Origin of the sequence: Xanthomonas prunicola (genome assembly GCF_002846205.1) — a bacterium.
Classification (GTDB): domain Bacteria; phylum Pseudomonadota; class Gammaproteobacteria; order Xanthomonadales; family Xanthomonadaceae; genus Xanthomonas; species Xanthomonas prunicola.
The window spans coordinates 12413-24815 of record NZ_PHKV01000003.1; the positions used below are offsets into that span (position 1 = coordinate 12413).

A 12403-nucleotide genomic window follows, 5' to 3' on the forward strand; every position below is an offset into this window, starting at 1 on the left:
GGGTGCTTCAGCGCAGAAGTTTCTGAAATCAGCGCCAAGGCGCCCCCGCGGCGCTTGGCCTGAGGAGCGCTGAAACAGACCCTGTTTGACCGTGTAGCTGATTGGCACCGCTGTCTCAGGCAAGTCTTCTGCGGGCTTTCGTCCGACTCATGAAGCCGCTCCGGAGAAGACCGTCGCTGCTGGGTGATGCCGGAGGGCTGCACACTTGCCCCGGAGTGGAGGCTAAAGCATGTCGCGGTATCTGCGTCGCGGACGGCAGCAGCCGTTCGTGGCAGCCGCCCGGTTCGCCTGAAGCGCACGCCGCTGAATCGGCGAAAACGCGTTGCATCTATTCAGCCGTTTCCAGCCCAAAACCCGCGCCCTGCGCCAGGGTGTCGAAGCCCGGGAACGACGTCGCCACGTTCGCCACATCATTCACCTGCACGCTGCCGGTAGACAGCTGGCCGGCGATAGCGAACGCCATCGCAATGCGATGGTCGCCATGACTTTCGATCACGCCGCTGCCGATGCTGCCGCCGTGGATGGTGGCACCATCCGGCGTTTCGTCGACTCGCACGCCGAGCGTACGCAGGCCTGTGGCCATGGCCGCCAAACGATCGGATTCTTTGACCCGCAATTCGGCAGCGCCGGTCACCACGGTCTGTCCACTCGCCGCAGCCGCAGCCACGAACAAGGCCGGGAACTCGTCGATCATGTCGGGCACCAGCGCTTCGGGAATCTGCGCGCCGCGCAATGGCGCGTAACGCACACGTAGATCGGCGACCGGCTCACCGCCATGTTCGGCATGATTCTCTTCGCTGATATCTGCACCCATCAGGCGCAATGCGGCCAGCAGCCCGGTGCGACGGGGATTCAAGCCGACCGCGCGTAGCACCACTTCCGAGCCGGGGACACTACTGGCTGCAACGATGAAGAACGCTGCCGACGAAAAATCCGCAGGTACCGCGATATCGGTCGCGCGCAGACGCTGCCCGCCGCGCAAACGTGCTTTACCGGGCGAAAAGTCGATGTCCACGCCGAACGCCGACAGCATGCGCTCAGTGTAGTCGCGGGTGGGATGCGGCTCGGTCACCGACGTCTCACCTTGCGCATAGAGACCCGCCAGCAGCACCGCAGACTTGACCTGCGCACTGGCAACCGGCGACACGAAATCGATGCCATGCAGCGCTTGCCCACCGTGTACGCGCAATGGCGGAGTGCCGTCGTCCTGCGTGTCGATCCGCGCGCCCATCTGCGCCAGCGGGCCGGTCACGCGCCGCATTGGCCGCTTGGACAACGACTCGTCACCTACCAGCACACTGTCGAAGCGCTGCGCGGCCAGCAAGCCGGCCAACAGGCGCATGCCGGTGCCGGCATTACCGCAATCCAGCGCCTCGGCCGGTGCCTGCAGGCCATCCACACCCACACCGTGCACGATGCGCTGCGACGCCGACGGCGTCTCGATGCGGACGCCTAGCTTGGCGAAAATGGCGGCGGTAGAGCGTGTGTCTTCGCCTTCGAGAAAGCCATCGATCCGCGAAACACCATCAGCGAGCGCGGCGAACATCACCGCGCGATGCGAGACCGATTTATCGCCAGGAATGGCCAGACTGCCCTGCAATACGGTGCCGCGACGGGCGATCCAATGGTGCGTGCTGCTGCTCATGCGTGTGATCCGATGGCTGCGACATCGCCAACGCTGACGATGCGCTTTGAAGAAAGTTGCGGCGCTGCCACCACAAAGATAGCGGCGCGCCAGCGGTGACTGTCGTATCGAGCTTCGATGCTCAGGGAATGGCCACCGGATACGACCCCAGCACCTTGATCTGTGCCGAGTGCGCTTTCAGTTCGGCCAGCGCCTGCTTCATCGCCTCGTCTTCCACGTGGCCGGCCAGGTCGATGAAGAAACCGTATTCCCACTTGGCCTGATGCGAGGGACGCGACTCGATGCGGTTCATGCTGATGCCATGCCGCGCGAACGGGCTGAGCACGTCGAACAACGCGCCCGGCTTGTCGTGGATGAACACCAGCACCGAGGTGCGGTCGTGCCCGGAGGTGGGAAAGATCTGCCGGCCGATCACCAGGAAACGCGTGGTGTTGTCGTCGTCGTCTTCGATCGACTTCATGATGACTTTCTTCAGGCCATACACGTGCGCGGCGCTCTCGCCGCCGATCGCTGCAGCATCTTCGGCGTTGCGCGCGCGCCGCGCGCCCTCGGCATTGCTGGAGACGGCGATCTTCTCCACCTTGGGCAGGTGCGAACGCAGCCAACCGGCGGTCTGTGCGAAGGATTGCGAATGCGCATAGATACGCTCGATGTCCTCCAGCCGGCCGTTACGCGAGAGCAGGTACTGATGTACGCGCAGCTCGACTTCGCCGCAGATTTTGAGATTGGAGGTCAGGAACATATCCAGGGTGACCTGGATGGTGCCCTGCCCGGAATTTTCCACCGGCACCACACCGAAATCGGCGTTGCCGGCTTCCACTTCCTGGAATACTTCTTCGATGGTGGCCATCGGCAGTCCCACCGCCGAGCGGCCGAAATGCTTGAGCACCGCCTGCTGGCTGAAGGTGCCTTCCGGGCCGAGGTAGCCGATCTTCAGCGGCTCCTGCTGTGCAAGGCACGCCGACATGATTTCGCGGTAGACGTGCACCAGCACTTCGTCACTGAGTGGGCCTTCGTTGCGGTCCACTACCATGCGCAGCACTTGCGCCTCGCGCTCAGGGCGGTAGTAATCCACCGCCGCCGCGAGCTTGCCCTTGGCCTTGCCGACCTGATGCGCAAAGTTGGCGCGCTCGGCGATCAGCGCCTGGATATTGCGGTCGATCTCGTCGATCTTGGCACGCACATCGGCCAGCACCGGTGCGGCGGTCTTGATCGCAGATTTGTCAGCCGGCGTGTTTGCATCCTTAGTGACTGACGCGCCCGCGGATGTCTTCGCCGGCTTGTTTTTGCCGCCAGTGGCGGCCGTGGGCTTGTTGGACTTTGGAGCCATCGCTGGGCATTCCTAAAATGACGGCGCATGTCCGCTGGCAGCGCATGCGCCTACGCGGCAGACGCCGCAGGTAAATGAAGACTCAGCCGTGACGCTGCTGGAAGTCGCGCATAAAAGTAGCCAGCGCTTGCGCGCCCGCGACCGGCATCGCGTTGTACAGCGACGCACGGATGCCGCCGACTGCCTTGTGACCCTTCAACGCGAGCAACCCGGCCGCCTTGGATTCGCTGACGAACAACGTATCCAGTTGCTCGTCCGGGAGAAAGAACGGGATGTTCATGCGCGAACGCACTGCCGGATTGACCAGATTGCGGTAGAAGCCGCCAGAGCCGTCGATGGCCCCATACACCAGCGCGGCCTTTTCGGCATTGCGGCGCGCAAACTCCTGCACACCGCCCTGCTGCAGCATCCACTTCACAGTGAGCCCGAGCAGATACCAGTTCCACGTCGGCGGCGTGTTGAGCATCGAATCGCGCGCGACATGCGAGGCGTAATTGAAGATGTCCGCACGCGGCTGCCCGGCGCGCTCCAGCAGATCGCGCCGCACGATCACCACCGAAATGCCGACCGGGCCGAGGTTCTTCTGTGCGCCCGCATAGATCAGGCCGTAGCGCGAAATATCCAGCGGCTCGGAGGCGATCGACGAACTGAAGTCGGCGAACAGCGGCAGCGTGCCCACGTCCGGCGTGTCGCGAAATTCGACGCCATGGATGGTTTCGTTGGCGGTGATGTGTACGTAGGCCGAGTGCGGCGACAAGGTCCAGCTGGCCGCCGGCGGGATGTCGATGAAGCCATCGGCCTGCGCGTCGACCGCGATGCGCGCATCCACATACGTGGCCGCCTGCTTGATCGCCGTCTTGCCCCAATGCCCGGTGATCACATAGTCGGCCGCCTGGCCGGGCGCCGCGAAGTTGAGCGGCAGCAGCGCCTGGATGGTGGTGGCGCCACCGGCGGTGAACATCACTGCATAGTCGTCGGGAATCGACAACAAACTGCGCAGATCGGCTTCGGCAGCGGCCGCCACCGCCATGAACTCCGCGCTGCGGTGGCTGATTTCCACGATCGAGGCGCCAACGCCGTTCCACTCGACCATCTCCGCCTGCGCCTGCCGCAGGACCGATTCCGGCAATGTCGCAGGGCCGGCACTGAAATTGAACGCGCGTGTCATGGCACACCTTGTCGAGCTAGCCTTCTAGTATGCCGCAGCGCATCGGGCTTGGCAGCGGGCAAAAAAGTTGCAGCTGCATCCTTTTGACTGAGCCTGACGTAACGTAGGCATGCATCAAAGCGAACTTTTGTCCCGGTTCGTTACTCTCACGCTGCAGCCACTGCCGGAGCCTGCCATGTCGTTTCGCGATGCTTTCAAATTGCCGTCCAGCGAGATCACCGATGAGGCCGTCTATCGCGACCGTCGCCGGCTGCTGCAGTTCTTTGCGTTGACCCCGGCGCTGGGGGTGACTGGATGCGCCGAGGCCGATCCACCGCCTCCGCCCAAGACCGTGGTGACCCCGGCGCAGGCGCGCAGCGGCTTCCGTACCGCCGAGGAACTGACACGGCTGGAAGACGTCACCAGCTACAACAATTTTTACGAGTTCGGTACCGACAAGACCGATCCGTCCAAAGCGGCCAAGACATTGAAGCTGTCGCCGTGGACGGTGAAGGTCAGCGGCGAGTGCGAGAAGCCGGGCAGCCTGTCGCTGGACGAATTGCTCAAGGGCATCACGCCGGAGGAACGCATTTACCGGCTGCGCTGCGTGGAAGGCTGGTCGATGGTGATCCCGTGGACGGGCGTGCCATTGGGCGAAGTGCTCAAGCGCTTCGCGCCGACCTCCAAGGCCAAGTACGTGGCATTCACCACGCTGGCTGATCCGCAACAGATGCCGGGCGTGCGCTACCGCTCGATCAACTGGCCGTATCGGGAAGGCCTGCGTATCGACGAGGCGATGCACCCGCTGACCCTGCTGGCCACCGGCCTGTACGGTAAGCCGCTGCCACAGCAGAATGGCGCGCCGTTGCGGCTGGTGGTGCCGTGGAAATACGGCTTCAAGAGCATCAAGTCGATTGTGGAAATCCGCTTCGTCGAAAAGATGCCCGAGACCGCGTGGCACGATCTGCAACCTTCGGAATACGGCTTTTTCTCCAACGTCAATCCGGCGGTGGACCACCCGCGCTGGAGCCAAAAGACCGAGCGCCGCATTGCCGGTACCGCCAGCAAGCTCTTCGCCGAGCGCATCGCGACGAAACCCTTTAACGGGTATGCCGATCAGGTCGCTTCGTTGTATACAGGCATGGATCTGAAGAAGTGGTTCTAGAGTGATCGCTCAAGTCACCTGAGGCCGGCTCACTGTCCAAGCGCGATGAAGCACCGGTACTGCCTCATCGTGCGCCAGCGCGCTCCCACGATGCATCCCTCGTACGGTAGTCCGGCGTCTTGGGGCAGCGAGTGGCGGAGCACGACCGGGCAGGACAAGAGGTTGTCCGCAACGTATCGCCGCGCAATGCCGCACACTTATTCGCACTGTGGCTGACGCGCATGACACGCAGCTGCGGACCTTCTCCTCCGCAAACCGCTTCATGAATGAGATCGCATGGCCAAGACCTCCACGTCCGTGATCGCTGCCAAGGCACTGGTCCACATCGCCGCGCTGGTGCCGATCGCCCTGCTCGGCTGGCAATTCTGGCAGGTATGGCAGAGCGGTAGCGACGCATTGGGCGCCGACCCGGTCGCCGAAATCGAGCACCGCACCGGGCTGTGGGCGCTGCGCTTGCTGCTGATCACGTTGGCAATCACCCCATTGCGCCAACTCACCGGGCAAGCGGTATTGATCCGCTTCCGCCGCATGCTGGGCCTGTACGCGTTCTTCTACGCCACCGTGCACCTGGCGGCTTATCTCACATTGGACCTGCGCGGTTTCTGGACGCAGATTTTCGAAGAGATCCTTAAACGCCCCTACATCACGGTGGGATTTGCCGCGTGGCTGCTGCTGATGCCGCTGGCGATCACCTCGACCCAGGGCTGGATGCGTCGGCTCAAGCGCAATTGGGGCCGCCTGCACATGCTGATCTACCCGATCGGGCTGCTTGCAGTGCTGCATTTCTGGTGGCTCGTGAAGTCCGATATCCGCGAGCCGGCGCTGTATGCCGGCATTCTTGCGGTGTTGCTGGGCTGGCGTGTCTGGAAAAAACTCAGCGCGCGCCGAACCACAGCAAGGCGCTCAACGCTGCCGCCAACAACACCGCGCTGAGCAGCAACCAGGGCCAACGGGCCACCTTCACTGGCGCGCGCGGCGGCTCTGCAACGGCACGCGGCTGCGGCTGCGGTTCGGTGTCGGGCAGGTCCCAGGTGGTGCTGTGGTGGGTACGCGGCACTTCCACCACAAACCGGTGGCGCGCGTCGAAAACGACCTGATCGCCGGCCTGCAGCCAGCCATCGCGTACCTGTACGCCATTGATCCAGCTGCCTTCTTCCGACCCCAGATCGCGGATCAGGACGCGGTCGCCATGACGCTCCAACCGCGCGTGCTGTGCAGCGAACGCAGGGTCGTCGATGACGATGTCGGCGGCGGCGTCGCCGCCGACCAGACGCGAGCGATCCAGGGTGAAACTCCGCCCGTGATGACGACCGCCCACCCCACGCAGCAACAGGCAGACCTCGCTCAAGCCGGCCGTGTCTTCCTGACTATCGTTGGACGGCGCAGTTGAGGGCGCACTGCGTAGCAGCATCTCCACGCCATCGGCATAGATCGCATCGCCTGGGCGTAGCAGTGCCATGCGACGAACCGGACGCCCATTGACGTGGATGCCGCGGATGCCGTTGGCCACCTGCAACCACAGACCGCGCTGGTCCAGGCAGAACTGCGCCAACAGCAACGCTCCCTGCGCATCGCTGACCACCCGCACGCTGCCGGAGGCATGGCGGACGATCCGGTGGACGCCGGGCTTGAGGGGATGATCCGGCTGCTGCCGGTGGGTGAAATGAACTTGCAGGTCGCGCACCGGCCGCAGCCTAGCAGGTTTGCTCCCGCGTGCGGCCATCTGGCGTGATCGGAGCTTGCCGGGGTGCAGTCAGGCGCGCATCGGGAACGCGATGCAGCCTGGTTGAGCGTGCGCAGTGACGGCGCACGGCGCGCGTTGCAGGCCCGCCTTCCTGACATGGCCAGCAATGTCGCGCACGGGCACACTTGGAGCCGGGGCCGCGCATGCGCACAATGCGCCCTCACTTTTCGCGTGACCCATCGCACCCATGTCCAGCATCGATATCCGCCACGACCATTCCTTGACGCCGGCCCAGGCCCGCGCGGCCATCGACGAGGCGGCGCGCAAGCTGACCGATCGCTACGGCATCGCCTCGCATTGGGAAGGCGATACCTTGCGCATCGCACGTGCCGGCGTGGATGGGGCGATCGCGCTGCTGCCGCAGCAAGTACACGTCACCGCCGAGCTGGGCTTCTTGCTGTCGGCCATGCAGCCGATGGTGGAATCGGAAATCCGCCGCTTGCTGGCCGAGAAACTGGCCTGAACGCACGCGTGGCGCGGCGCTGCTTCAGCGCCAAGTCACCTGCCCTGGCGCTTGCGGGTAGATGCTGGCAACCCACCTGATCGGACAACGCTTCACCTGTCCGATGCAGGGTCGGTACTAGGGTGAAGGCAACGTCACTTTGGCAACCTACAGGAGCATCGCATGACGACCGGATACGATCAGAACGGTAACCGCGACAACGCGGCCCACGGCTTCCAGGCGCAAGCCGAACAGATCTCGCGCCGGCTCGGCGAATCGGCGCAGACCGTGTGGCTGGCAGGGCTGGGCGCGCTTGGCCGCGTGCAGAGCGAGGGCGGCAAGTTGTTCGACTCGCTGGTGCGCGAAGGCGCTGCCTACGAACGCACCGGGCAGCGCAAGGCGGCCGAAAGCGTTGACGAATTGCGCGAAGAAGTGGAAACCCAGTTCGAACAGGCGCGCGACACCGCCGTGCGCGGGTGGGACAAGCTGGGCAAGGCCTTCGACGAGCGCGTGAAGGGTGTGCTACGCACGCTCAACATCCCCGAGCAGGAAGAGCTGGAAAACCTGCGCCGCGAGGTCGAATCGCTCAAGGCCCAGGTGCGTGCCAACACGGCGGCCACCAAGCGTGCCAACCGCACCGCCAACCAGGCGGCGCAAGCCGCCAGCAGCGAGACGCCGGGTACCAGCGGTGCAGGTGCGGGGTCGACGACGTCGTCCGGCACCCCCGGTGCGTTCGACTCTGAATAAGCAACGGTAAAAGCAACCGCGCCATCGTAAGGTGGGGCGGTTGTTTCCCATCTGGTAAAGGCAGGACGGCTGACACGTGGAAGGTGTTTCGCGCCGGGCAAGGGCGCTGAGCGCGGGCCTGCTTTGAAAACTGGCCTACCCGCCGCGACGCCTTGTCACCAACCGGCAGCACTGGGCCAATGTGAACATTTTCCGGCCTTAGCCGATCCCTTGAACGATGCAGGCAGCGAGGCAGCAGTCGGTGCGTTGGCGCTGGATTGGCATCGAGCTGTAGCACGGTCGGTGTGCGACTGAGATCTACACAGGCTTTTGGAATCAGCGACTTAGCTCTCCAACGCCACTCCGATTCCCAATGTTGCAAAGCAACATGTTTTTTTTGGACAATCGGGAACGACCCGCCAGTCCTGCGTTACGAAGTCCGTTTGCTCCCCTCCCCTCACGGCTTCGGACTGGCGGGTCTTTCGCTATCTGGATCACGGCTAGCGATATCGCAGCCAGCGATCCATTGACGAATCTTTCGCGAAGGATTCTTCTAGACACACGATTCGTTATACGCGCCATCGCTTGATGCTTATGCCTTCCTGGATTTTGGCGCCCTTGGCTGCGCTGCTGCTTTGGCTGGCGGTGTGTGCTTATCTCTGGCTGGTGCGGCGACGCGCCAGTGAAATGCACGGAGGCGTACGTGCGTTGTCGACCATGCATTGGCGCGATTTTTCCGCCGTGGTGCTGCGCGTGCTGCAGGATCAACGCGGATGGCAGCCGACCCAGTTGCCGCAGGACGGCCTGCCCACTGCCGATTTCATGATGCAAACCGAGCATGGCACCCGCCTGGTGGCCTGCAAGCACGGGCGCGGTTATCGCATCGGCGTGGCGGCAGTGAACGAGCTGGGCGCGATGGCGCGGCTGGCTGGCGCTAACGGCGGCGTGATGGTCACCGAAGGCCGCATGGAGCGCGAAGGGATCGCCGCCGCAGAAAAACAAGCGATCGAAGTGCTGGACGGGACGCGCCTGTGGCCGCTGCTTAAACCGTATCTGCCTGGCGATGTGGAAGCCGGCGTGGTCGGTGCGGCGCGCCGCCGCGCGATCCAGCACAGCATGATCGCCGGTGCCGCGCTGGCAATGCTGGCAGTCATGGCAGTGCTGGCACTGCGCCCGCCAGCTGCGGCGCCCGCCGCACCGCGTGCTGCGGTGTCCTCGCCTGTTCCTGCACCAACACGCGCGGTGGCTTCAAGTACGCCCGCCGCGACCACGGCGCAGCCGACGCCACCACCTGCGTCATCGACGCGGGCAACGCCGGCAGCCGGCGCAGAACCGGATGCTGCCACCATGCAGAGCTATCAGCGCGAGGTGTCCAAAGCGTTGGCGCAGACGCCGGGCCTGGTACGCGGCATCTGGCTGACCCAGGCGACGCTGGTGGTGGATCGCACGGTGGAAGCCAGCGCGGCATGGCCGCTGATCTGCCGCGAGCTGGAACGCTACCCGTACCTGCGCACGGTGCGCGTGCAGCTCAACCCACGCCCGGGAGTCGCCGAGCCGGTGCGCTGGCGCCAGTGCACTACGATTTGATCGTGGTGCGTTGCTTGCTACGTTCGTGCTGTGGCGCGCAGGCTTGCGAGCAATCGCACCAAATGCAGCGAGCCCCACCTCGCCGATAACCGTTGGTAGCGGCATGCGCGCTACGACGGCGCGCCCATCGCCTGCCGAGACCACCCCTGTCAGCGCATTCCAGGCGCAAACCGCGCCACCAGATCGTACGAGCCGCCTAGAAACATCTGGCGCACGTAGGTCACCGGTTGGTCGCCGCGCCAGGTGTGGCGGTCGATGACCAGACAGGCCGCGCCATCGTCCGCCTGCAGCTGCTTGGCCTGCGCCGCGTCGGCGCTGATCGCACTGATGCGGTGCTCGGCGCGCGTCCATGGCACGTTGCGCAATAACCAGCTGCCCGGCGCCATCTCGGTGAATGGTTGCGCCAACGCCTCAGGCACCGTGGTGATATCGATCACGCGCTGTTCGAGCGCAAACGGGCGGTCGTCGGCCAGATGCACGCTGCGCAAAGCCAGCAGCTTGCCGGTGCTGCCCAATGCACGTTCCTGTGGCACGCGCTGGCAGACGTTGCGCAGTTGCCGCGACAACAACGCGAAGCGATAGGCATGCCCGCGTGTGGTCATTTCCACTTCGATGTCCGGGATCGAGAGCGCCACCTGTTCCAGATGCGGATGCTGCCGCGCCACGAACGAGCCGGTACGACGGCGGCGTTCGATCATGCCGGCATCGGCCAGCAAGCCGAGCACCTTGTTCACGGTCATGCGCGAGCAGCCGTATTGCGCCATCAACTCGTGCTCGGGCGGCACGCGATGCCCGGGCGGCCAGTCGCCGCTATGGATGCGTTGCTCCAGATCCTGGCGGATGCGCTGATGCAAGGTGCCAGGCGCAATGGTGGTAGTGGCGGTCAAAGCTCGGGTCTCCGGAAAGAGCGGCTATCCAATCGGCATGCCACATTGTCGGGCGGGTGCGCCAGGTGCACAGTGCGGCATGCACCCTGCACACGCTGCATTGATGAGGGCACTGCGTGCATCTGCCCGGCCAACGCAGCAGCGTTTTCAGCGGCTCCAGCAACAGCATTGTGTGCGCATCCGCTAATAGCGGCTAAGAACGTTAAGGCGCGGGTCTGCCAGGTGCGGCCGCTGCTCGGAATCGGCAGCGACAACGCGTACACCTCGATTCCTACGCGCAATTTGTATCAATCTGGCGGCTGCTCGCTACATTTGGCTAGCCGATGTCATCTGCCCAGCAGGCTGCGCAGCACCGCAGCAAACCGCGTGGCAATACGCGCGCGGTCGACATGCTGCCCGTCGCGCACCACCCAGCGCCCGCCACGCCAGACATTGCGTACCGCCGATCCACGCGCGGCGAACAGCCAACTGTCCAGCAAGGCGTCGTCGCTGCGCGCCAGCAGGGCCGGATGCGTCGTGTCCAATTCGATCAGATCGGCCGCAGCGCCGGCACGGATGCCGGTGTGCGCGACGCCCAACGCCTGCCCAGCACCAATGCCGGCCTGATCGTAGAGCCAGCGCCCGCTGGAGACTGGCCCTTGTGCCAATACATTGCGCGCCTGCAGCGTCAGGCGCTGCCCGTATTCGAGCAGGCGCAGTTCTTCGGCTGCATCGATCAGCACATTCGAATCCGAGCCCACGCCGAAGCGTCCGCCCGCAGCGGCAAATGCCTGCATCGGGAAGACGCCGTCACCCAGGTTCGCTTCGGTGATCGGGCACAGACCGACGACCGCGCCGCTGGCGACAATCGCCTGCAGTTCGCGTGCTTCCACGTGCGTGGCATGCACCAGGCACCAGCGTGCATCCACCGGCGCGTTGGCCAGCAGCCACTGCACCGGGCGTTGATGAGACCAGGCAAGACAGGCGTCCACCTCGCGCTGTTGTTCGGCGATATGGATGTGGATGGGTCCATCGGTGAGCGGCACCAACGCCGCCAATTGCTGCGGGGTCACTGCACGCAAACTGTGCGGCGCCAGCCCGAGCACCGCGTCCGGCAGCGCTTTCAGGCGGTGGCTGCAGTCGTCCAGCAGGCGCGCGAATCCGTCGATGTCGTGAATCAGGCGACGCTGCGCCGGGTTGGGAGCGGCGCCACCGAAATCCGAATGCGCGTAGAACACCGGCAGCAAGCTGAGCCCGATACCGGTGGTGTCGGCCGCGGCGGCAATGCGCCCGGACATTTCGCCAGCATGCGCATACGGCGCGCCGCTTACCGTGTGGTGCAGGTAGTGGAATTCGCCGACGCGGGTGAAGCCGCTTTCGAGCATTTCCACATACGCCTGTTCGGCGATCGCCTGCAGGCTGTCCGGGTCCAGCCGGTCGACGAAGCGGTACATCAGCTCGCGCCAGCTCCAGAAGCTGTCGCCGCTGCGCCCGCCGACCTCGGTCAACCCCGCCATGCCGCGCTGAAAGGCGTGGCTATGCACATTGCCCAGACCGGGCAGTAGCACCTCGCAGCGCGTGTCGCTGACGGCAGCAGGCACATCGACCTGCACCGAGGCAATGCGGCCCTGCGCTACCGCGATCTGCACCCCGCTGGCCCAGCCGTCGGGCAACAACGCCCGGGCGGCCCAGAACACCTGCATCTGTTGGTCTGCCACTGGACACCCTCGATTGCCGAATCTATTGTATAT

At 64.6% G+C, this 12403-nt stretch carries 11 protein-coding genes; 5 read left to right on the plus strand and 6 right to left on the minus strand.

Features of this window, described 5'->3' with window-relative positions:
• Positions 1 to 328: 328 nt before the first annotated feature.
• The 3 genes from aroA to serC form a co-directional block, all read right to left on the minus strand.
• Positions 329 to 1645, minus strand: a complete 1317-nt coding sequence (aroA, locus tag XpruCFBP8353_RS10035; RefSeq protein ID WP_101363122.1) for a 3-phosphoshikimate 1-carboxyvinyltransferase — start codon at positions 1643 to 1645, stop codon at positions 329 to 331.
• A 121-nt stretch (positions 1646 to 1766) separates the two neighbouring features.
• Positions 1767 to 2975 carry a prephenate dehydratase gene (pheA, locus tag XpruCFBP8353_RS10040; protein WP_101363123.1) on the minus strand — a complete coding sequence of 403 codons (1209 nt, stop codon included), beginning with the start codon at positions 2973 to 2975 and terminating at the stop codon, positions 1767 to 1769.
• 82 nt (positions 2976 to 3057) lie between these two features.
• Entirely contained in the window at positions 3058 to 4143 is a 1086-nt protein-coding gene (serC, locus tag XpruCFBP8353_RS10045; RefSeq protein ID WP_101363124.1) for a 3-phosphoserine/phosphohydroxythreonine transaminase, read from the minus strand.
• Between the two features lie 175 nt (positions 4144 to 4318).
• Between serC and msrP the strand changes: the two genes are divergently transcribed.
• Both msrP and msrQ read left to right on the plus strand, forming a co-directional pair.
• Positions 4319 to 5287 carry a protein-methionine-sulfoxide reductase catalytic subunit MsrP gene (msrP, locus tag XpruCFBP8353_RS10050; protein ID WP_101363125.1) on the plus strand — a complete coding sequence of 323 codons (969 nt, stop codon included), beginning with the start codon at positions 4319 to 4321 and terminating at the stop codon, positions 5285 to 5287.
• Between the two features lie 276 nt (positions 5288 to 5563).
• Entirely contained in the window at positions 5564 to 6220 is a 657-nt protein-coding gene (gene msrQ / locus XpruCFBP8353_RS10055) for a protein-methionine-sulfoxide reductase heme-binding subunit MsrQ (protein WP_101363126.1), read from the plus strand.
• On the opposite strand, the gene XpruCFBP8353_RS10060 is transcribed toward msrQ, so the two are convergent.
• Positions 6162 to 6971 (minus strand): FHA domain-containing protein, encoded by an 810-nt coding sequence (locus tag XpruCFBP8353_RS10060; protein ID WP_101363127.1) that lies wholly within the window; start codon positions 6969 to 6971, stop codon positions 6162 to 6164. The two genes, msrQ and XpruCFBP8353_RS10060, sit on opposite strands and share 59 nt — an antisense overlap.
• A gap of 247 nt (positions 6972 to 7218) precedes the next feature.
• On the opposite strand from XpruCFBP8353_RS10060, the gene XpruCFBP8353_RS10065 reads away from it, so the two are divergent.
• From XpruCFBP8353_RS10065 to XpruCFBP8353_RS10075, 3 genes are all read left to right on the plus strand, one after another.
• Complete coding sequence (locus XpruCFBP8353_RS10065; RefSeq protein WP_101363128.1) at positions 7219 to 7494, plus strand: polyhydroxyalkanoic acid system family protein; 276 nt, start codon at positions 7219 to 7221, stop codon at positions 7492 to 7494.
• Positions 7495 to 7656: 162 nt separating this feature from the next.
• Positions 7657 to 8220, plus strand: coding sequence for a phasin family protein (locus XpruCFBP8353_RS10070; protein ID WP_101363129.1), 564 nt, complete (start codon positions 7657 to 7659; stop codon positions 8218 to 8220).
• Positions 8221 to 8787: 567 nt separating this feature from the next.
• Complete coding sequence (locus XpruCFBP8353_RS10075; protein WP_101363130.1) at positions 8788 to 9786, plus strand: restriction endonuclease; 999 nt, start codon at positions 8788 to 8790, stop codon at positions 9784 to 9786.
• Positions 9787 to 9935: 149 nt separating this feature from the next.
• On the opposite strand, the gene hutC is transcribed toward XpruCFBP8353_RS10075, so the two are convergent.
• Positions 9936 to 10673 carry a histidine utilization repressor gene (gene hutC, locus XpruCFBP8353_RS10080; protein WP_101363131.1) on the minus strand — a complete coding sequence of 246 codons (738 nt, stop codon included), beginning with the start codon at positions 10671 to 10673 and terminating at the stop codon, positions 9936 to 9938.
• A 326-nt stretch (positions 10674 to 10999) separates the two neighbouring features.
• Positions 11000 to 12370: a formimidoylglutamate deiminase gene (locus tag XpruCFBP8353_RS10090; RefSeq protein WP_101363132.1), complete on the minus strand. Its 1371-nt coding sequence runs from the start codon at positions 12368 to 12370 to the stop codon at positions 11000 to 11002.
• Positions 12371 to 12403 lie beyond the last annotated feature (33 nt).

Bases quoted from the DNA above. Each gene is read 5' to 3' on its own strand.
- aroA (WP_101363122.1), bottom strand. From the start codon at position 1,645: ATGAGCAGCAGCACGCACCATTGGATCGCCCGTCGCGGCACCGTATTG.
- pheA (WP_101363123.1), bottom strand. From the start codon at position 2,975: ATGGCTCCAAAGTCCAACAAGCCCACGGCCGCCACTGGCGGCAAAAAC.
- serC (WP_101363124.1), bottom strand. From the start codon at position 4,143: ATGACACGCGCGTTCAATTTCAGTGCCGGCCCTGCGACATTGCCGGAA.
- msrP (WP_101363125.1), top strand. From the start codon at position 4,319: ATGTCGTTTCGCGATGCTTTCAAATTGCCGTCCAGCGAGATCACCGAT.
- msrQ (WP_101363126.1), top strand. From the start codon at position 5,564: ATGGCCAAGACCTCCACGTCCGTGATCGCTGCCAAGGCACTGGTCCAC.
- XpruCFBP8353_RS10065 (WP_101363128.1), top strand. From the start codon at position 7,219: ATGTCCAGCATCGATATCCGCCACGACCATTCCTTGACGCCGGCCCAG.
- XpruCFBP8353_RS10070 (WP_101363129.1), top strand. From the start codon at position 7,657: ATGACGACCGGATACGATCAGAACGGTAACCGCGACAACGCGGCCCAC.
- XpruCFBP8353_RS10075 (WP_101363130.1), top strand. From the start codon at position 8,788: ATGCTTATGCCTTCCTGGATTTTGGCGCCCTTGGCTGCGCTGCTGCTT.